At 63.2% G+C, this 19,398-nt stretch carries 15 protein-coding genes and 1 pseudogene; 11 read left to right on the top strand and 5 right to left on the bottom strand.

The genetic code is table 11. The annotated features are described in order from the left end of the window. Positions 1-12: 12 nt before the first annotated feature. From VL15_RS21945 to VL15_RS21925, 5 genes are all read left to right on the top strand, one after another. The gene (locus VL15_RS21945; RefSeq protein ID WP_048248474.1) at positions 13-1,656 is read left to right on the top strand and encodes a 3-(methylthio)propionyl-CoA ligase; all 1,644 of its coding nucleotides are present in this window, start codon (positions 13-15) and stop codon (positions 1,654-1,656) included. A gap of 168 nt (positions 1,657-1,824) precedes the next feature. Then, a complete protein-coding gene (locus VL15_RS21940; RefSeq protein WP_048248472.1) occupies positions 1,825-3,909 on the top strand; it encodes a 3-hydroxyacyl-CoA dehydrogenase NAD-binding domain-containing protein in 2,085 nt (694 codons plus the stop codon). 35 nt (positions 3,910-3,944) lie between these two features. Beyond that, positions 3,945-4,577, top strand: coding sequence for a bifunctional nicotinamidase/pyrazinamidase (pncA, locus tag VL15_RS21935; RefSeq protein ID WP_048248471.1), 633 nt, complete (start codon positions 3,945-3,947; stop codon positions 4,575-4,577). Positions 4,578-4,627: 50 nt separating this feature from the next. After that, positions 4,628-5,806, top strand: a complete 1,179-nt coding sequence (locus tag VL15_RS21930; RefSeq protein ID WP_048248469.1) for an acetyl-CoA C-acyltransferase — start codon at positions 4,628-4,630, stop codon at positions 5,804-5,806. Between the two features lie 261 nt (positions 5,807-6,067). Then, positions 6,068-7,468, top strand: a complete 1,401-nt coding sequence (locus tag VL15_RS21925; protein ID WP_048248467.1) for a GGDEF domain-containing protein — start codon at positions 6,068-6,070, stop codon at positions 7,466-7,468. A 57-nt stretch (positions 7,469-7,525) separates the two neighbouring features. On the opposite strand, the gene VL15_RS21920 is transcribed toward VL15_RS21925, so the two are convergent. After that, entirely contained in the window at positions 7,526-8,443 is a 918-nt protein-coding gene (locus VL15_RS21920) for a LysR family transcriptional regulator (RefSeq protein ID WP_048248466.1), read from the bottom strand. A gap of 92 nt (positions 8,444-8,535) precedes the next feature. Here VL15_RS21920 and VL15_RS21915 point away from each other — a divergent pair, with 92 nt between their 5' ends. After that, positions 8,536-9,549, top strand: a complete 1,014-nt coding sequence (locus VL15_RS21915) for a zinc-dependent alcohol dehydrogenase family protein (RefSeq protein ID WP_196319612.1) — start codon at positions 8,536-8,538, stop codon at positions 9,547-9,549. Positions 9,550-9,619: 70 nt separating this feature from the next. Here the strand turns inward: VL15_RS21915 and VL15_RS21910 are convergent, their stop codons facing one another. Continuing rightward, positions 9,620-11,764, bottom strand: coding sequence for a hypothetical protein (locus tag VL15_RS21910; protein WP_048248464.1), 2,145 nt, complete (start codon positions 11,762-11,764; stop codon positions 9,620-9,622). Between the two features lie 645 nt (positions 11,765-12,409). On the opposite strand from VL15_RS21910, the gene VL15_RS21905 reads away from it, so the two are divergent. Then, positions 12,410-12,625 (top strand): hypothetical protein, encoded by a 216-nt coding sequence (locus tag VL15_RS21905; protein ID WP_048248462.1) that lies wholly within the window; start codon positions 12,410-12,412, stop codon positions 12,623-12,625. Between the two features lie 198 nt (positions 12,626-12,823). On the opposite strand, the gene VL15_RS21900 is transcribed toward VL15_RS21905, so the two are convergent. From VL15_RS21900 to VL15_RS21895, 3 genes and pseudogenes are all read right to left on the bottom strand, one after another. Continuing rightward, a complete protein-coding gene (locus tag VL15_RS21900; RefSeq protein ID WP_048248460.1) occupies positions 12,824-13,117 on the bottom strand; it encodes a hypothetical protein in 294 nt (97 codons plus the stop codon). A gap of 789 nt (positions 13,118-13,906) precedes the next feature. Further along, the gene (locus tag VL15_RS40405) at positions 13,907-14,362 is read right to left on the bottom strand and encodes an avidin/streptavidin family protein (RefSeq protein WP_080970909.1); all 456 of its coding nucleotides are present in this window, start codon (positions 14,360-14,362) and stop codon (positions 13,907-13,909) included. A gap of 449 nt (positions 14,363-14,811) precedes the next feature. Continuing rightward, a pseudogene (locus VL15_RS21895) lies at positions 14,812-15,093 on the bottom strand (Arm DNA-binding domain-containing protein); the annotation flags it as partial. 712 nt (positions 15,094-15,805) lie between these two features. On the opposite strand from VL15_RS21895, the gene VL15_RS21890 reads away from it, so the two are divergent. From VL15_RS21890 to VL15_RS21875, 4 genes are all read left to right on the top strand, one after another. Next, positions 15,806-16,255, top strand: coding sequence for a hypothetical protein (locus VL15_RS21890; RefSeq protein ID WP_048248456.1), 450 nt, complete (start codon positions 15,806-15,808; stop codon positions 16,253-16,255). A 368-nt stretch (positions 16,256-16,623) separates the two neighbouring features. Next, complete coding sequence (locus VL15_RS42090) at positions 16,624-16,887, top strand: hypothetical protein (protein ID WP_155420273.1); 264 nt, start codon at positions 16,624-16,626, stop codon at positions 16,885-16,887. A 446-nt stretch (positions 16,888-17,333) separates the two neighbouring features. Beyond that, on the top strand, positions 17,334-18,557 hold the full coding sequence (locus tag VL15_RS21880) for a DUF262 domain-containing protein (protein WP_053077691.1): 1,224 nt from the start codon (positions 17,334-17,336) through the stop codon (positions 18,555-18,557). 13 nt (positions 18,558-18,570) lie between these two features. Beyond that, positions 18,571-19,212, top strand: a complete 642-nt coding sequence (locus tag VL15_RS21875; protein WP_155420272.1) for a hypothetical protein — start codon at positions 18,571-18,573, stop codon at positions 19,210-19,212. Positions 19,213-19,398 lie beyond the last annotated feature (186 nt).

Below are 19,398 nucleotides of genomic sequence, written 5' to 3'. Positions count from 1 at the left end.
GAGAACAAGACGATGGGTAAGCCGTTGCTGGGCCAGATGATGGACGTGCCGTTGCTGGTGTCCTCGCTGATTACGCATGCCGCGCGGCACGCCGGCGATACGGAGATTGTGTCGAAGCGCGTGGAAGGCGACCTGCATCGCTACACGTATCGCGATTGCGAACGCCGCGCGAAGCAGCTTGCGCAGGCGCTTGCGCGACTCGGCATCGAGACCGGCGAGCGCGTCGGCACGCTCGCATGGAACGGCTACCGGCATCTGGAAGCGTATTACGGGATCGGTGGAATGGGCGCGGTGTGCCACATGATCAACCCGCGCCTCTTTCCCGAGCAGATCGCGTACATCGTCAATCACGCGGAAGACCGCTACGTCCTCTTCGACATCAATTTCGCGCCGCTCGTCGACGCGATCGCGCCGCAGTGCCCTCACGTGAAAGGCTGGATCGCGATGACCGATGCCGCGCACCTGCCGTCCGGCGCGACGCCGTTCCTCTGCTACGAAACGCTTGTCGAAGCCGAGGACGGCCGTTACGACTGGCCGCGCCTCGACGAACGGCAGGCGTCGGGGCTTTGCTACACGTCGGGCACGACCGGCAATCCGAAAGGCGTGCTGTATTCGAATCGCTCGACCGTGCTGCACGCGTACGGCGCCGCGCTGCCCGACGCGATGAACCTGTCCGCGATGGACGCCGTGCTGCCCGTCGTGCCGATGTTCCACGTCAACGCGTGGGGGCTGCCGTACGCGGTCCCGCTCACGGGCGGCAAGCTCGTGCTGCCCGGCAAGGATCTCGACGGGAAATCGCTGTACGAGCTGATGGAGGCCGAGCGCGTGACGTTCTCGGCGGGCGTGCCGACCGTGTGGCTCGGCCTGCTGAACTACATGCGCGAAGCCGGCGTGCGTTTCTCAACGCTGAACCGCACGGTGATCGGCGGTTCCGCGTGCCCGCCCGCGATGCTGCGCACGTTCGAGGACGAATACGGCGTGCGCGTGATCCATGCGTGGGGCATGACCGAGCTGTCGCCGCTCGGCACGCTCGCGAAGCTCAACTGGGCGCAGTCGCAGCGGCCGCTCGACGCGCAGCGCCGGCTGCTCGAGAAGCAGGGGCGCGTGATCTGCGGCGTCGACATGCGGATCGTCGGCGAGGACGGCCATGAACTGCCGTGGGACGGCGTCGCGTTCGGCGAATTGCAGGTGCGCGGGCCGTGGGTGATCGACCACTACTTCCGCGGCGATGCGTCGCCGCTGTCGGACGGCTGGTTCCCGACCGGCGACGTCGCGACGATCGACCCCGACGGCTTCCTGCAGATCACCGACCGCAGCAAGGACGTGATCAAGTCGGGCGGCGAGTGGATCAGCTCGATCGATATCGAAAACGTCGCGATCGCGCACCCGGGTGTGGCCGAAGCTGCCTGCATCGCGTGCGCGCACCCGAAATGGACCGAGCGTCCGCTGCTCGTCGTGGTGCCGCGCGAAGGCGCGAACCTGAGCCGCGATGCGCTGCTGGCGTTCTACGAAGGCAAGGTCGCGAAATGGTGGATTCCCGACGACGTCGTGTTCGTCGAATCGCTGCCGCACACCGCGACCGGCAAGCTGCAGAAGCTGAAGCTGCGCGAGACGTTCCGCGATTACGTGTTGCCGACGGCGGTGGGCGAGCCGTAACGCCCGCGATCCGGTCGCCCGATCCGTCCCCGGATCGGGATAAAAATTCAAATTGAACGACCGTGCTTTTTCGTTGTATGCTGCCTGCGTTCGATCCGGACATGCGGCCGTTCGACCGCGCACAATGAAGCGCAGCCACCCCGGCGCGCGATGCATGGAGGCAGGCAGATGGCAGTGGATTACTCGACTCGCGACGGCGTGGCCGTCCTTACGCTCAACAATCCGCCCGTCAACGGGCTCGGCCTGTCGACCCGGCTCGGCATCATGGACGCGCTCGAGCGCGCCGCGCAGGATCCGTCGGTCACGGCGATCGTGCTGACGGGCGCGGGCCGCGCGTTCTCGGGCGGTGCCGACATCACCGAATTCAGCACGCCGAAGGCGCTGCAGGAGCCGACGCTGCACACCGTGATCCGCGCGGTGGAGGCGAGCGCGAAGCCCGTTGTCGCGGCGCTGCACAGCGTCGTGATGGGCGGCGGCCTCGAGCTCGCGCTCGGTGCGCACTATCGCGTTGCGGCGCCCGGCGCGCAGGTCGCGCTGCCCGAAGTGAAGCTCGGCCTGCTGCCGGGCGCGGGCGGCACGCAGCGCCTGCCGCGCGCGGTGGGGCTCGAAACCGCGCTGAACATGATCGTGTCGGGCGCGCCCGTACCGTCGGAACAGCTGGCGAAGAGCGGGCTGTTCGACGACATGGCCGACGGCGACCTGCTCGACGCGGCCGTCGCGTTCGCGCGCAAGGTCGGCGCGCAGAAGGGGCCGCATCCGCGCGTGCGCGATCGCAAGATCGTCCACGCGAACGCCGCGGGCTTCATCCAGTTCGCGCGCAATTCCGCGCAGGCCGCCGCGCCGAATTTCCCCGCGCCGCACAAGTGCATCGATGCGATCGAGGCCGGCGTGCTGAATGGCTTCGACATGGGCAGCATCGCCGAGCGCGAGGGTTTTGTCGCGCTGATGATGACGCCGGAAAGCCGCGCGCTGCGCCATGCGTTCTTCGGCGAGCGCGCGGCGAGCAAGATTCCCGACGTGCCGGCCGATACGCCGCTGCGCGAGATCCGCCGTGTCGGCGTGATCGGGGCGGGCACGATGGGCGGCGGGATCGCGATGAACTTCGTCAACGCGGGCCTGCCCGTCACGCTGCTCGAGACGAAACAGGAAGCGCTCGAGCGCGGCGTCGCGACGATCCGCAAGAACTACGACGCGCAGGTGAAGAAGGGCAAGCTCACGCAGGAGAAGCTCGACGCGCGCATGGCGCTGATCACGCCGACGCTGTCCTACGACGACCTGAAGGAGGCGGACCTGATCGTCGAGGCCGTGTTCGAGGAACTCGGCGTGAAGGAACAGGTGTTCCGCAAACTCGACGAAGTCGCGAAGCCAGGCGCGATCCTCGCGTCCAACACGTCGACGCTCGACGTCGACAAGATCGCGGCGTTCACGAAGCGTCCGCAGGACGTTGTCGGCATGCACTTCTTCAGCCCGGCGAACGTGATGAAGCTGCTCGAGGTCGTACGCGGCGCGCAGACCGCGAAGGACGTGCTCGCGACCGTGATGGCGGTGGCGAAGAAGATCCGCAAGACGGCGGTCGTGTCGGGCGTGTGCGACGGCTTCATCGGCAACCGGATGATCGAGCAGTACATCCGCCAGGCGCTGTTCATGCTCGAGGAAGGCGCGCTGCCCGCGCAGGTCGATCGCGCGATCGAGAAGTTCGGTTTCGCGATGGGGCCGTTCCGGATGAGCGACCTCGCCGGCAACGATATCGGCTGGGCGATCCGCAAGCGCCGCTACGTCGAGAAGCCCGATCTGCAGTATTCGAAGATCGCCGACCGCCTGTGCGAGCAGGGCCGCTTCGGCCAGAAGACGGGCGCCGGCTGGTACGACTACGTGCCGGGCGAGCGCAAGGCGAAGCCGTCGTCGCTCGTCGACGAGATGGTCGTCGCGTATTCGAAGGAGCGCGGCGTCGAGCGGCGCAAGATCGGCGACGACGAGATCGTCGAGCGGCTGGTGTTCGCGCTCGTCAACGAAGGCGCGAAGATCCTCGAAGAGAAGATCGCATCGAAGGCGTCCGACATCGACATGGTCTATCTGACCGGCTACGGCTTCCCGTTGTGGCGCGGCGGCCCGATGCTGTACGCGGACGTGGTCGGCCTGTACAACGTCGAGCGCGCGATTCGCCGCTACGCGGCCGCGCCGAACGGCGACGCGTGGCAGCTCGCGCCGTCGATCGCCGAGCTTGCGAAGGCCGGCCGCGGGTTCAACGGCTGACGACGCCGCATGGCGGCGCTGCAAGGAGAAACGCAATGAAACGCACCGACGACGTGTTGCTCGTGATCGACGTGCAATACGACTTCATGCCGGGCGGCGCGCTCGCGGTGCCGGACGGCGACGCGGTCGTGCCGGTGATCAACGCGCTCGCGCGACGCTTCGACCAGGTCGTGCTGACGCAGGACTGGCACCCGCGCGACCACGTGTCGTTCGCGGCGAACCATCCGGGCCGCGAACCGTTCTCCACGCTCGCGCTGCCGTACGGCGAGCAGGTGCTGTGGCCCGTGCACTGCGTGCGGGACACCGACGGCGCGGCGCTGCATCGTGACCTCGACATCCCGCAGGCGCGGCTCGTGATCCGCAAGGGCGGCGACGCGCAGGTCGACAGTTATTCCGCATTCGTCGAGGCCGACCGCACGACACGCACGGGGCTCGCGGGCTATCTGCGCGAACTCGGTGCGAAGCGCGTGTGGTGCTGCGGGCTCGCGACCGACTATTGCGTCGCGTGGTCGGCGCTCGATGCGCGCGCGGCCGGTTTCGAAGCCGCGGTGATCAACGATGCGTGCCGCGCCATCGACCTGAACGGGTCGCTCGCGCACGCATGGCAGCAGATGCAGGCAGCGGGCGTCGCGCATGCGACGTCCGCGGGCGCGCGCCCGGCGGCGTAGCGCATTCCCCATCCGATTCAGGACATGAAGCAGGACCGAAGGAGACTCGCATGACCGAAGCCGTAATCGTATCGACCGCACGCACGCCGCTGGCGAAATCCTGGCGCGGCGCATTCAACATGACGCACGGCGCGACGCTCGGCGGCCACGTGGTCGCGGCCGCGCTCGAACGCGCGAAGCTCGATCCCGCGCGCGTCGAGGACGTGATCATGGGCTGCGCGAACCCCGAAGGCGCGACCGGCGCCAACATCGCGCGGCAGATCGCGCTGCGCGCGGGGCTGCCCGTCACCGTGCCGGGGATGACGGTGAACCGTTTCTGCTCGTCGGGGCTGCAGACCATCGCGCTCGCCGCGCAGCGGATCATCGCGGGCGAAGGCGACGTGTATGTCGCGGGCGGCGTCGAATCGATCTCGTGCGTGCAGAACGAGATGAACCGGCACATGATCCAGGAAGGCTGGCTCGTCGAGCACAAGCCCGAGATCTACTGGAACATGCTGCAGACGGCCGAGAACGTCGCGAAGCGCTACGGGATCGCGAAGGAACGGCAGGACGAGTACGGCGTGCAGTCGCAGTTGCGGGCCGCGGCCGCCCAGGAAGCCGGTCTCTTTCGCGACGAGATCGTGCCGATCACCGTGCTCGCGGGTATCGCCGACAAGGCGACGGGCCGCCTGTTCACGAAGGAAGTGACGGTCTCGGCCGACGAAGGCATCCGCCCGGACACGACGCTCGAAGGCGTGTCGAAGATCCGTTCGGCCGTGCCGGGCGGCGTGATCACCGCCGGCAATGCGAGCCAGTTCTCGGACGGCGCGTCGGCCTGCGTCGTGATGAACGCCGAGGTCGCGCAGCGCGAAGGGCTGCAGCCGCTGGGCGTGTTCCGCGGCTTCGCGGTGGCCGGCTGCGAGCCGGACGAGATGGGCATTGGCCCCGTGTTCGCGGTGCCCAAGCTGCTGAAGCAGGCGGGGCTGAAGGTCGACGACATCGGCTTGTGGGAACTGAACGAGGCGTTTGCGGTGCAGGTGCTGTACTGCCGCGATACGCTCGGGATTCCTGAGGATCGCCTGAACGTGAACGGCGGCGCGATCGCGGTCGGCCATCCGTACGGCGTGTCGGGCGCGCGCCTGACGGGCCATGCGCTGATCGAAGGCAAGCGGCGCGGCGTGAAGTACGTGGTCGTCACGATGTGCATCGGCGGCGGGCAGGGTGCGGCCGGCCTGTTCGAAATCCTCTGATTTTTGACCGGTGGCGGCCGCGGCTTCGTTTCGGCGAAGCAGGCGGCCGCGACGCGAATCGGCGCGGCAAGGCTGCCATTCGGAACGACCGGGAAGCAAAAGGCATGCGCCCGGCAATGCCGTTTCCCCTTACTTGTCAAACAAATTGCCCCACCTATACTTGCTCTGACATTTGCCTTTCGGCACGATGGGCCGGATCGTGCATTGCGCGATCCGTGCCGCGAAGGTTCGAACCAACGCAGCAGACCGACCGGGGACCGAATGAGTACGACCTATGCAGCCGGGGAACCGCCGCGCGTCGTCAGCGCGGCCGCGAGGCTCTACGCGAAATGCCTGCTGGTCGGATTCGCGTTGCTGCCTGCGTATCTGATCGCCTATCTGTGGTTCTTCAGCGACCCGCACGTCGTGTTCGAGAGCCACATTTTCCATGAAATCGCGATTGCGGCCGCGACCCTCGAGGGCGGTTTCGTCACCTACGTGACGTGGGTGTGCTACCGGTCGTCCGGCGAGCCGCTGCTGCGCTGGCTTACGCTCGGCTTTCTCGGCTTCGCGATGATCTATGCGCTGCACGGTGCCTTCACCGGGATGGCGCATCACAATATCTGGCTGTTCCTGCTGTACGGGCCCGCGTCGCGGCTCGTGATGTCGATCCTGCTGCTCACGGGCCTGATGTCGTATTCGCGTCCGCCCGATCGCTTCGACAAGCGCACCAGCGCGCGGACGTGGCTGCCGTGGATCGTGTTCTTCGTGATCGTCAACGTGGCCGTCGCGTACATCGCGTATTCGCCGGTCGCGGGCGCGCTGGGCACGCGCCTGTCGATGGAAGGGGGCGCGCTCGTGTTCTCGCTGCTGAACGTCGGTGTGCTGCTCGCGCGGCGGATCCGCTCGCCGCTGATGGTGATCTACGGCGTGTCGATCATGGCGTTCGCGCTGTCGTCGCTCGCGTTCATTCTCGGCAAACCGTGGAATCACATGTGGTGGCTCGCGCATGCGATTTTCGCGGGCGGGTTCTTCCTGCTCAGCTACGGCGTCGTGCAGGCGTTGCAGACGACCCGCTCGTTCTCGGCGATCTACAGCCAGGAAGACCTGATGAGCCGGCTGTCGGAATCGATGGCGCGTACCGAGAGCGCGCTGCAGGAACTGCGGCGCACGAACCAGAAGCTCGAGTACATGGCCGCGACCGATCCGATGACGGGCGCATCGAACCGCCGGCAGTTCATCGCGCAGGTCGAACGCGAGATGGTGCGCGCCGAGCGCGACGGCACGCCGTTTTGCCTGCTCGCGCTCGATCTCGACAATTTCAAGAACATCAACGATGCGTACGGGCACCAGATCGGCGACGAGGTGCTGCGCGGCGTCGTACGCCAGTGCCTCGAGGCGATCCGGCCGGCGGGCGGGCTCGCGCGGGTCGGTGGCGAGGAGTTCATGGCGCTGCTGCCGGAGATGCCGCTCGAAGGTGCGCGCATGACGGCCGAGCGCGTGCGCTCGTCGATCGCGAGTTCGCCGTTCGGGCTCGATTTCAAACGCGTGCAGGTGACGGTCAGCGTCGGCGTCGCGCAATACGGGGTCGACGGCAGCACGGTCGACTCGTTGCTGCGCGTGGTCGACGAACGGCTGTACCAGGCGAAGCGGGAAGGGCGGAACCGGGTCGTGTCGCGGTAACGCGGTGACGCATGAGCGGTCGGGACGGGCCGTGCACGGCCCGTCGAAATCGGCTGCCTACGAGGCGAGCAGCGGCGGAATCGCCGCAAGCACCGCATCGATCGCCACTCTCAGCTTGTGCGGCAGGAACCGCGTCGCGGGCCACACCACATGCATCGGCGTGCCGGCCGACGACACGTGTTCCAGCACGCGCACCAGCGCCCCCGTGCGCAACGCATCGCGCACGAGCCATTCGGGCAGGTGAACGAGCCCCGCGCCGCGCATGGCGGCCGCGATCAGGCTGTCGATATCGTCGAAGCCGAGCCGGTAGTGCAGCGCGGGCTGCACGATGCGGCCGTCCGGCCCTACCAGCGTCCACGGATTCGCGCGGCCGCCGCGCAGGTAGACGATGCAGCGATGAGCGGCGAGTTCGTCCGTATCGCGCGGCGTGCCCCGCGTGCTCAGGTACGCGGGCGACGCACAGACCGCCATCGATTGCACGCCGAGCGGGCGGGCGATCAGCGTATCGCTGTCGGGCAGCGCGCCGCTGCGAATGGCGAGATCGACGCCTTCATCCGCAAAATCGACCACGCGATCGGTGAAATGCCCTTCGACCTGCAGTTGCGGATGCTGCTCCGCCAGATCGAACAGCAGCGGCGTCACGTGGTGGCGGCCGAACACGACGGGCGCGCTCACGCGAATCCGCCCGGTTGCCTCGCCGCGGCCGGCTTCGAGCATGTGCTGCGCGGCATCGAGCGCCTCCAGCGCCCGCGCGCATTGCTCGTAGAACGCGTGGCCGTCGTCGGTCAGCGCGAGACTGCGGGTGGTTCGCACGAACAGCCGCGTCCCGAGCCGCGCTTCGAGCCGGCCGATCGCCTTGCCGACCGCCGAGCGTGTCTGTCCGAGCCGGGCGGCCGCCTGCGCGAAGCTGCCGGCGTCGACGGCCGCGACGAACGCGCTGATACCGGCCAGCCTGTCGTGCGAGATTGGTTCCATCCTGTCTACTATAGGTCGATAAATTAGCGCCACATGGCGGTTGTGGGAATCATTATCCTGCCAACTCCTCTGTTTTCGTTATCGGAGTCGCCATGTCGTCACTCATGCATCGCTGGCAATCGCCGGCTTTTGGCCGTCAACACCTGCAACTCGCGGCCGTACCGGTTCCGACGCCGGGCCCGCGCGACGTGCTGGTGCGCGTGGAGGCCGTCGCGCTGAACTATCGCGACCTGCTGGTGTTGCGCGACGGGATGGGGATGGCCGTGCCGTTCCCGCTGGTGCCCGGTTCGGACATGCGCGGCGAGGTTGTCGCGACGGGGGCCGACGTGACGGACTTCGCGCCGGGCGACGCGGTGATCAGCACGTTCTTCACCGGCTGGCAGGACGGCCTCCAGCCGCGCGGCAGCGTGCCGCTCGGCGTGCCGGGGCCGGGGATGCTGTCCGAGTACGTGGTGCTCGGCGCCGATTCGCTGGTGGCCGCGCCGCGCACGCTCGACGCCGCGCAGGCCAGCACGCTCACCTGCGCAGGGTTGACCGCGTGGTATGCATTGGCCGACGCATCGACGACACGGCCGGGCGATACGGTGGTCGTGATCGGTACGGGCGGCGTGGCATTGTTCGCCGTGCAGATCGCCCATGCGCAGGGTGCGCGCGTGATCGTCGTGTCGGGCAGCGACGAGAAGCTCGAACGCGCGAAGCGGCTCGGCGCGCACGACGGGATCAACCGCACGCGCACGCCGGACTGGGCCGCCGAAGTGCGCGCGCTGACCGGCGGGCGTGGCGCCGATCACGTGCTGGAACTCGCGGGCGCGGACAATTTCGGGCGTTCGCTGTCGTCGCTCGTGCAGGGCGGCCGCGTGTCGGTGATCGGCAATCTGGGCGGCGACGCGCTGACGACGTCCGTGTATCCGTTGCTGACGGGGCGTGCGACCGTGCAGGGGATCGGCGTCGCACACCGGCGCGCGCTCGAGGATCTCGTGCGCGCGGTGGACTGGCTGAAGCTGAAGCCGGTGGTCGAGCGCGAGTATGGGTTCGACGCGCTACCGGCCGCGCTCGACCATCTCGAACGCGGCGCGTTCGGCAAGGTGGTCGTGCGGATGCGTTGAGCGGTGTCGTACGCACCCAAGCCCAGGGCCGAGGCGGCCCGGGGCTTTTGCGTTTTCCGCGCGCGATGCGCTATCGCGACGCGACGGCCGCCGCCGCGTTTTTCGGCCGCACATCCTGCATGCGCTGCGACGCCTGCCACCAGTACTTGCCCGCGCGCTGCTGCGGATCGCGGATCGCGAGATACGTCGTACTCCAGAGCTGCGCCGCGTTGGCTTCGGTGGCGTCCGCGCTGCGCGTGCCGAACGCATCGGTCTGGTACTGCCCGTTCACATAGGACCACGTCCACATCTCCGACGTGCGCATGTCGCGTCCGTTCGAGATCACCTGCCAGATCGTTTGCCGTGCCTGCGCGAGCAACGCGCGGGTCGTGGCCGACAGGTCCTGGCGCGCGAGCTGGCGATCGAGCCCGGCCACCCACATCGCCTGCTGCCACGACCAAATCACCGTGCCGTGATACGCGGAGCTCGTGAACTTCGCCCACAGCGACGGGTTCGCATACGCCGGGTTCGCGATCAGCATCCCCGCGTCGGTCACGAGCCCGGCCGGGAACGGTCGCGTGACGTCGGTGACGATCCGCTGGAGCTGGTCGTCCGGCGGCGTGCCGAACAGCAGCGCGAAGCCGCCGTCGGAATTCATCACCGGAACCGGATTGCCCTGCTGATCGAGCGACAGCGCGTAGAACGACAGCGGTGCCCCGGGTGCGGTGCCGGCCGGCACGCCGGCGGACGGCGCATAGGCCGACACGTCGGTGGCCGCCTGCGCGGCCGGCACGCTGACCTGGAACAGCGGCGGCGCCTGCGTTTCCCACGTGGCGGCCTGGTTCGCCGTGTTGGCGAGCGTCGCACGCTGCCCGGCATCGAGGTAGGGATCGAGCAGGCCGCGCGTGAGGAACGCGCTTGCCGCGCGCAGCGCGGCCGGCACGAGCACCGCGTTTACGTCGTACGGGTACACGCCGCCGCCGAGCCCGTCGGTGCTGTCGCGCCAGTTGCCGACGATCTCGCCGGGCCGCAGGTGGATCAGGTTCGCGACCGACGGTTGCTGCGCGAACGGCTGCGCGGTCGTCGCGACGTGCAGCAGGTTGACGACCAGGCGGGCGCCGTTGGTCTGGCCGTCGCTGCCGCGCTGCGCCAGATAAGCGGCCGCGCGCGCCTGGCCGCGCGTATCGTCGATCAGCCACGCGGCCGCGATCGGCGCGAGCAGGTAGTCGCTGTCGATCATCTTGTAGTCGTAGGTCGGCGTCGGATCGTTCGGCCGCCCGTTCTTCTGGTTGTCGACCAGCGCGAATTCGCCGATGCCTTCCTCGTGCGCGACCTTGCCGTCGACCGACAGGCGGCTCAGCACCGACGACAAGCCGGCCTCGATCGCCGCGGGTGCGAGCACGGGCATCAGCATGCGGACCGAGATCAGCGTGTCGCGGCCGAAGTACGTGTCGTATTGCCACGAGCCGGCCAGCAGCTTGTCGTTGAAGCTCAGGAATTCGAGCACGTTCTGGCTCACCGGATCGGGGTTCACGGACGGTGCGAGCAGGTCGGCGCGCGTGATCGGCGACAACGGCGTCTCGCCCGACAGCGCATCGACATGCAGCCGCAGCGTGCGCGAGCCCGTCGGTGCGCTCAGCACGAGCTTGCCGCCCGCTGCCGGCGCGATGCTGCCGCCGTCGCGCAGCGTGATGCGCAGCGCATAACCGGGCGCGCCGTCGATCCGGTCGCGTTGCCATTGCGCGGCGTTGCCCTGGATCGTCGGCGCCGTGACGATCTGCTGCGGAATCGTTGCGCCGCCGTTGAAGTCGCGCAGGAAGCGCACGTTGCTGAGCACGCCCTGGCGGACCGTCAGCGTGCTGGTGTCCACCGACACGTCGGCGCCGATGCCGTACAGCGGGCGGCCGTGCGTGTCGGGCGCCGACAGCGCGGACGGCGGCGTGTCGAGGCTCCAGTTCACCGGCTGCACGGTGTCGTCGAACCACAGCCCCGTGCCGCTGTTGCCGGCGGGGAAGACCACGAGCAGGCGCGGTTTCGTCGACGAGCGCGCCAGCAGATGCGCGGCCACCTTGTCCTGCCGGTAGAACGCGTTGATCTGGCCTCCGGTGTCCATGCGGAACGACAGCGCTGCGTTGTTCGACGGCGTGCCGCTCGATTGGACGTCGTCGTCGTTGCAGGCCGCGAGCAGGGCGGCACAGACGAACCCGAGACACAGCGACTTCGCAAGGCGATGCATGTTGATGTCCCTCCTGATGACTGGCGATTTTTATCGGAATGGTCGAGTGAACGGATCTTCTGTCCGTTTCGTCTTTTGTCGCGGGCATGCGGGTGAATGCCGGGCGTTAATCAGGTATTGATGCTTCTGCGGCAAGCGAATTGAGCGGCAAATAAACGAATGACCGATAAATGCCGAAAACTGAAATAACAGAGGACGTCGCCCTGCGGCGCGGCACGGGGAAAGCCAATGCGGATGGCCTTCGCGTGGACGAACGGCGACTCGTGTGCGGCGGGAGAAAACGAAACGTAAGCCGTCGTAGGGGATTCTAAATTTACGGGAAAGTCGAAGTCAATAACGTTTTCGAGATTTTATGATATTCGATTGATATCGTCGCGCAATTATTACTCGTCGAGTCGGTAAAATGTGCGATTTAATGAGGGCGGATAATGAAATTCGCTTATCAAGCGATGAAATGATTGGCAAGGACGTTTCATTCGGGCAATTGATGCCGGACAGGAAACGAATCGTCGCGATTGTGTAGGAGGTTGTCGTGCAAGCCGTGTTCCTGCGATTCAACCCAAGACGAGCGCCGTGCCGGTTTCGAAGTGTGATTCCGATAACCGAACCCAGGGTCGACGGCCGCCTGAGTCGTCGAGCCGCCTCATGATGCGCCGCCGAGCCGATATGTCGGCCGAAAAGACGACCGCGCTGAAGGTGTTCAAGACGGGGCTAGATGATGAGTGTCCGATCGAGTCGGTCGAACACACGTTCGCGTCGCGAGGGTGGCTCACGGTCGTTACGTTGAACAGAGGGAGCAACAGGAAGGTGAAGATCGGACGCGGGAAGAAGCCGGGCAAGAAGACCAACTTGTTGGTCTGACGTCGGAGTAGTACCGGGCAGACGATTCGCCCGCCTTTCCGCTAGCAATTTCTCAAGAAGCCGTTCCGAGCATCATCGATAACGCGTTCAATGTTTTCGCCCGTGTGCTCCGGCCCTTGCTCGATCTTTACGACGGATTCGCCAGCCGGTTCGAAGCGGATCCTCGGCAAGGGCCGGTGCGGCATGATTGATGAATTGCTAGTTGCCAATCGCGATGAATGCGAAGCTTCTGTTTTGAAGGCTGCCTGAGTTATTGCCGGTATTGGCCTGGCAGGAATTCTTGTTGACGAACGGGAAGGCTACGGCGTCAGAACTGGCCTGTGATGAGTCGTTGTAGTTGTTTTGAGATCCGACAAGTCCGGGGAGTGCCGAGAATCCGGGGCTGAAGGAGATCGAATATCTGCCGGAGCTGATGTTCTCGACGGTGAAGTCCCCGCTGCCGTTGAGAATGTTTCCGTTTTTGTCGATGGTGCCCCAAACGATACGAGCCATTATTTCCTCCGGTGTGGTCAATGTAAATAATGTGCCATATTGGATAGCTAGAACCAAGGTGATCGATAAATTCGGATTGTGAAAAACCCTATATGGATCGCATTGGAGTTTCGATGGTAGGTCTTGATTGTATGAAAGTAAACCGCTGGTTAAGGTGGGTTTTGTCTCTTGAATATCGTGATTTCGTTTTCTTTGAGAGGGATTGTTTTGGATTTTGATTGATCAATAAATTGAACGGAATGTGACTTCTGTTGAGTATTCTGGATGCCAGTCCGAACTGGCTCGGGCGGCTTTTTTATGGGGCGGATGCAAGGCCACGAAAAGACAATTCCGGAGCGGATCGTCACGGGTGGACTGATTGGTATCGCGAAGGTACTGGTCGGCAAGGCACGACTGACGTTTCGGCTCGTCGCCGACTGGACGTCGAGATACAGCGCATTGGCATCGGAAAGCTTGGCAGGCTTGTCGCCTGCCTTCGCTTGCCGGATCCGGACGTCGATAGGCGGCACGATGAAAGGGCGGGTACTCGTGTCGCAACCTTCGCCCGACAGGTGTACTGAATCGCGGGGGCGCCGCGACCAACAACGATAACTGTCAGTCGGGATCTGTTGGGAGAGCGTTCGCCCTAACGAAATGAATATCGAAGCCCTGAGTACGAAAGCCCCCGGGGCTTTTTGCTTGTGCGACACAATCTGCGCCCCACGCCGATCCTTCGGCGGTGGGGCCCAGTCGTTTCGACTCGTGATGTTGATACGTGAGTCCGACGTGGGAGTGTGGGGTGCAGCCCCACTACTGCGAGACAAGTGGGGTGAAGACGTTTTGCCCCGTATTGACATGCTTCCACGAATACTGGGCGAAGGCGTTTGAGTAGTAGTAAAGCGCCGTGATCGTCGGTGTGCCGTTCGTCACCTGGCAAAGTCCTGACCACGTCGTAATGCTGTTGTAGTTGGCAGAACCATTGTTCCAATTCACGGAAAATGTAACCAGCGTGACTTGATCAAGCCCGTTGTTTGCAGGCGGCGCTGCATAAAACCAGCCGGAAAGTGGAAAGGTCTGCCCGGTCGTTCCCGACGGTGAGATATATGTTCCAGTAATGGCGCCAGTTGGCGCGACGGACGTGATATTCATCGTTGAGTTCAACTCATTGCGCCACGAGCCGGTTGGGTTTTGGCAAGTTGCCGCGTCGGCCAGAGAGGGCAATGCGAGAGTCCCCAAAATAGCGAGTGATGCGAAGGTCTTCTTCATTTTCGATTCCTTTCGTGTGATTTCGCGGATCCCGCGTATTGGCTCAATCACGACCTGGCGAGCCTGACCCCAATCCGACATGTATTTTGTGCGAGCTCGACTAACGATGTCTGACGATAGCAATCATCCTCTCGTCAGGCTTCGTCGAGTGGGCGATAGGTTTTTGGATCATTCCCATTAGTGATGGTGAGAAAATTTAAAAAACTTGGAATAATTATTTTTTTGTTAATGATTTGATTGATATTTTTATTCCAATGAAATGCTGATCTGCTATTCAGCATAGGTTGGAAGAAAGGGGGTGGCAAGAGTGAAAGCTTGTTTTGAGCGGAATTGCTGGATCGTGAAATATTGACTTTGTGTCGATAGGAATCCGGGTTTTGAGGGGCATCAGAGACGTAAAGGTGAATTCGGTGAAGATGCTCCCAATTCCCAATGATCGTGCGTGATGACTAATCACGTCTTCCGCTTCTTCGCAGCCACTCGTCGCTGACGGCGCGGAAAGTTGCTTTGCCTTCGTTGATGTGCGCGGACAGCACGTCCTGCCGCGCGTGAGACGGGTGCAGCCCCTTCTTGACGAGTTCACGGGCATCGTCGCGTTCCGCGCGTGCGTCTTGAAGGCTGATGGTGGGATATCCACCGATCGCGAAGCGGTTCTCCTTCCCGGCAATGCTGTACTTGTATCGCCAGAGCTTGGAGCCGGACGGATTCACCAACAGATACAGCCCATTGGCATCGGTAAGTTTGGTAGGCTAGTCGCCTGCCTTCGCTTGCTGGATCTTGACGTCGGTGAGCGGCACGGTGAAAAGGCGGGTATCGTCTTCGGCGGCTTGAAACGATGCCCGCTCCGATACCCGCTTTTTCCCCGGCGGGACATGATTCCCGGTGAACGCAAGCGAACGGTGGAAGGGCATCAGGACGCCCGACCGGCAAGAATTCTAGGAAAATCGCGGCACCAAGACGAACTGGAGCGAACGAAGTGATCAGACATATTGTGATGTGGAAGTTGCATTAACATTTATGACCATAAGATTCTGATTAATAAAGAATTGATTCTCTATTTTGGCGTTTGATACCCCCTCTAATACCCCCTTTTTCATGTGCTGGAACGACTGGCCAGAGCGCGACCATGGACGTTGAGCCGTTCGACTGGATTCGTCGCCATCCGGCCGGTTGTTGCTGATGGCGGGCGACAGCTACCGGCCAAAATCGGACCCTTACGAAGGTCCGGTTTCGGGTGCCCCATTTAAGGGCTGTATGGGCCTGGCTCGAGGTGGAGTGGAACGGTAATCCGGGTTAAGCCATATCTGATGATTTGACCTACCGCATCAGTAGGATGTGTACCCTCGCCAAAGTAGGGTGGTGACTCATGCCAAGCGTTGAGGTAGAGGCGGAGACTAGAGGTCTCCTGCTCTAGTCAGGGCAGGTACCAAAAGGAGTCGAGCCATGGACGCTGAAGAACTGATCGAAATGTTGCACTCCGCCCCTCTGCTTGAGGGCGCTGATCGCAGCTTTCAGCATTTTTTGAAGTTCTTGCCGGCAGGGCATCAAACTCCCAACCTCAGGTTTTCGCCTCGTGGGGTCTTCGTTGACATCGCCCATGCGCCTCAGGAGTTAGATTTCTCGAAGTTGATCGCCGACTGCGAGATCCTCAAGGACATTGTTGGACAATCGGGGCCTCAGATTCAGCACGCTCTGAATCTTTTCAAGCAGTCGGCATCGTCGAAAGAAGAATTCGCGCTCGAGGCCTATCGTGTTTGCGAGGAGATCGGCCTGACAGAGAAGAGCTTCGCGGCCAAAGGCGGGGGCTTTCTGTTTATCGTCCTCATTGCCATATTCGCTGCTGGCTGCGCTACCTGCAACGGTGGCAAGTGGCCGCCGGTCAAACACCCCTAGGCTCAAATCAGCCTGGACTCGAGGCACTTCAGGCGCGCCCAATTGCTCGCCGCCCCACGTGCCATCGCGCGCCAGAAGAAAAGCCCGCGGCTCGACAGAGTCATGCACGCGGGCTGGTTCATTTGAGAATTGGAAGACTGCCGCTACGACGATCAGGGGCGGCAGGCTCGCGCTTCCGCTGCCGGGGCGACGAGGATTCGCTCGTTCACGTCCGTGGACAGCGCCGCAACCCCGTCAACCGCGTCACCTCCATTGATGGGTTCGTCGGAGTCGAAGCCCAGTTCTGCCAGACCCTGCAGCAAAGAACTGCGGGCAAGTCGCACCGGTGCTCGGTCGCCGCGGCTGCGGGCCTCGATGTCGGCAGCCTGATGAGGGACATCGACGTACCGCGACCGTTCTATCGCTTCCCGCAGGCACTGCGCGACGCGCAAGAAGCCTGCGCGGATGTGCAGGCACTTGGTGCCCAGTTGCTCGCGGCGATCGAGAAGAAGGACGCAGAGGACCTCGGGCTGCTTCGTGCTTCGCAGGAAAGCGTGATCCAGCAGCCGATCCTCGACGCCGCGCGCCAGCGCGAGCGAGAAGGGGGTTCCGGCGTACCGCCCCAATGTCCGCTTTGCGGCGGTGAATATTAGCGACCGTACGACTCCGATGGGTCGATCTGCGCCGGTCGCGCGTCACGGGGCGGCGGCCGGCCGCGTTCGGCCACAAACAGTCACTCGACGCGAGCATCTGAATCGTCAACAATCGACGAGCCCCGGCCTTGCGTTGTGCGCTGGGCTTCGAATGCAAAATAGGCGCCTGCACAAATCGGACTCACGGCTGACCTTTCCCTCGTTGTGGCACCGTATGGCCGACATGCTACGCGCTTCTGGCGTAGCTGACGCGGCGCGGCATTCCATCCTTGGCCACGCGGAGCACGGGACTGGTGCTGCGGGAACCTGCCTCCGTATGCATTGGCGATTGCCATCATGAAGATCGACCGCTTGGAACTTTGATACCGCATGATGCCCATGCAAGAAGTCGCTCGAATCTGGCAGTATTGGGGTCCTGACTGTTGTGGCTATTACTGGACCCTATCATGGCAGAGAACGGACTCGAATTTATTGATGAACCGGATACGGAACTTGACGCCGAGCAGGCGAGTGAGTTCTCCCAGGCCGTTCTGCATTCGGCGGACTGGACAGTAGAGACCATTGTTTCGCAACTCACGCGAGGCAACATTGAGATGAATCCCCGCTTCCAGCGTCGGGATGCATGGACGACGCGGCGAAAGAGTCTGTTCGTCGAGTCCCTTATTCTCGGCCTGCCTGTCCCACAAATTGTTCTGGCTGAGAAGCGGGGACAGCGCGGTCGCTACATTGTTCTAGATGGTAAGCAGCGACTCCTGACGCTACTGCAGTTTACTGGGAATGCGAATGGGCAGAACAATGCGTTTCGCTTGTCGGGTCTGGAGGCGAGGGGGGATTTGGCTCGCAAGTCGTATCAGACTTTAAGCACGGACCCTGCGTTCGAAGATGATTTGAACGCCTTGCTTAACTACACCATTCGCACTGTTGTAATCAGGAACTGGCCGAGCTACGATTTTTTGCACCTCGTGTTCTTGCGGTTGAATACGGGTAGCGTGAAGCTGTCCCCGCAAGAGTTGCGTCAAGCGATGTTCCCAGGTGAGTTTTCGGATTACGTGGACGATGCCGCGGGCGACTCCGAGGCTCTCCGGGAACTCCTCGGCAAAGAGGCGCCCGATCCTCGTATGCGGGACGTAGAGCTCTTGGTTCGATTCTTGGCCTTCCACTATTACCTCCCCGCCTACGGAGGACGTATGAAGGATTTTCTCGATCAAACTTGTGCAAAACTGAATGATCGATGGGAGGCCGAGCAACCGCTAATCCAGCAGGCTGTCAATCAGTTTGAAGCTGCAACACGCTCACTGATGAGATTATTCGGGCCCGAAAACGTTGCTCGTAAGACGGGCTCCAAGTCGTTTAACCGGGCTGTATTTGACGCCCTCGTTTTTTATGCTGCGGACGAACGGATTCGCAATGCGATGCTGCAAAGCCCAGCCGAGGTGATAGCTGCTTATAACCAAGTAATTGAGCGGCCTGATTTCTTGGAGGCAGCAGAAAGTGACACCGCTGGTGTTCCAAATACCTTAGCGCGTCTGCGTATTTGGGGAGAAAGTCTGCGCCGCTTGTTGGAGCTTGAATTCATGCTTCCCGAAGCTCCTCAAGAAGCTAATGCGGATGCGCCACACGGTGGCCCAAGGATCACGTTTAACGGTCTTTGGGGCAGAGATGGCGTCTGAGCGACTGACTCACTTGGTTGCGCAGCTCGCGGAGCTACGGAGGCATCTCCTTCCGGACCCTTTTGACGAGACTGGCGTTTATGAGGACGAAGACAAGGTCGCGATGACCGCGCTCGCGTACCGTGTGCTAGCGCATGCTGAAATTGAGGCCTACTTTGAGGATCGTGCACTGGAGGCAGCCAACAGCGCTCGAGCAGCCTGGGACGAAAGGTCGCACGTATCTCGCATCGCGCTTTGTCTCCTTGCGTTCTCGGGAAAGGAAATGCCGTCGCCGCCGGACACACTGGAAGCTCCTTCGGAGAACAAGAGAAAGGCATGGCCCATGTTGATAGATGTTTCCGAGCGTTTTGCGCCGGTGGTCACCTCCTTCCACCACTACGTCCGGACTGAGAACCATGGCGTACGGGAGAAGAACCTCTTATCCCTGTTGCTTCCACTCGGAATTGGGCCAGCGCAGTTGGACCCGACGTTTCTCGCGGCGATTGATTCGTTCGGGTCATTGCGCGGACAGGCGGCGCACACGTCCAGTAGAAGGGCGGTGAGGCAGGCTATAAATCCTGCCGAAGAGTATCGGCGGGTTGAGGGCTTAATGCCTGGGATTGAGGCAATAGACAGTCTGCTGGATGACCTTATCGCTGGAGCGGCGCCTGTGTGAAGAGGGGTAAGCAACGGGATGGACGCCCCACCCCCGTTGGGAAGGATGGATTCAGTCTGCGGACGGGCGAGTCGGTCATGGCAATGCACCGCAAGGAACAACGAGTCTAGAAGGTCTTTCGGTAATCGACAATGCAGGACTTGGCCTTGTCGATTTCCACTTTTGGCCGCACTTCAATTCTGACAG

The organism is Burkholderia cepacia (assembly GCF_001039005.1).
Taxonomy (GTDB): domain Bacteria; phylum Pseudomonadota; class Gammaproteobacteria; order Burkholderiales; family Burkholderiaceae; genus Burkholderia; species Burkholderia theae.
This window is presented reverse-complemented; position numbering and strand designations above follow the sequence as displayed.

Excerpts from the sequence above, each read along its gene's own strand:
- VL15_RS21945 (WP_048248474.1), top strand. The coding sequence starts at position 13 with ATGGGTAAGCCGTTGCTGGGCCAGATGATGGACGTGCCGTTGCTGGTG.
- VL15_RS21940 (WP_048248472.1), top strand. The coding sequence starts at position 1,825 with ATGGCAGTGGATTACTCGACTCGCGACGGCGTGGCCGTCCTTACGCTC.
- pncA (WP_048248471.1), top strand. The coding sequence starts at position 3,945 with ATGAAACGCACCGACGACGTGTTGCTCGTGATCGACGTGCAATACGAC.
- VL15_RS21930 (WP_048248469.1), top strand. The coding sequence starts at position 4,628 with ATGACCGAAGCCGTAATCGTATCGACCGCACGCACGCCGCTGGCGAAA.
- VL15_RS21925 (WP_048248467.1), top strand. The coding sequence starts at position 6,068 with ATGAGTACGACCTATGCAGCCGGGGAACCGCCGCGCGTCGTCAGCGCG.
- VL15_RS21920 (WP_048248466.1), bottom strand. The coding sequence starts at position 8,443 with ATGGAACCAATCTCGCACGACAGGCTGGCCGGTATCAGCGCGTTCGTC.
- VL15_RS21915 (WP_196319612.1), top strand. The coding sequence starts at position 8,536 with ATGTCGTCACTCATGCATCGCTGGCAATCGCCGGCTTTTGGCCGTCAA.
- VL15_RS21910 (WP_048248464.1), bottom strand. The coding sequence starts at position 11,764 with ATGCATCGCCTTGCGAAGTCGCTGTGTCTCGGGTTCGTCTGTGCCGCC.
- VL15_RS21905 (WP_048248462.1), top strand. The coding sequence starts at position 12,410 with ATGATGCGCCGCCGAGCCGATATGTCGGCCGAAAAGACGACCGCGCTG.
- VL15_RS21900 (WP_048248460.1), bottom strand. The coding sequence starts at position 13,117 with ATGGCTCGTATCGTTTGGGGCACCATCGACAAAAACGGAAACATTCTC.
- VL15_RS40405 (WP_080970909.1), bottom strand. The coding sequence starts at position 14,362 with ATGAAGAAGACCTTCGCATCACTCGCTATTTTGGGGACTCTCGCATTG.
- VL15_RS21890 (WP_048248456.1), top strand. The coding sequence starts at position 15,806 with ATGGACGCTGAAGAACTGATCGAAATGTTGCACTCCGCCCCTCTGCTT.
- VL15_RS42090 (WP_155420273.1), top strand. The coding sequence starts at position 16,624 with ATGAGGGACATCGACGTACCGCGACCGTTCTATCGCTTCCCGCAGGCA.
- VL15_RS21880 (WP_053077691.1), top strand. The coding sequence starts at position 17,334 with ATGGCAGAGAACGGACTCGAATTTATTGATGAACCGGATACGGAACTT.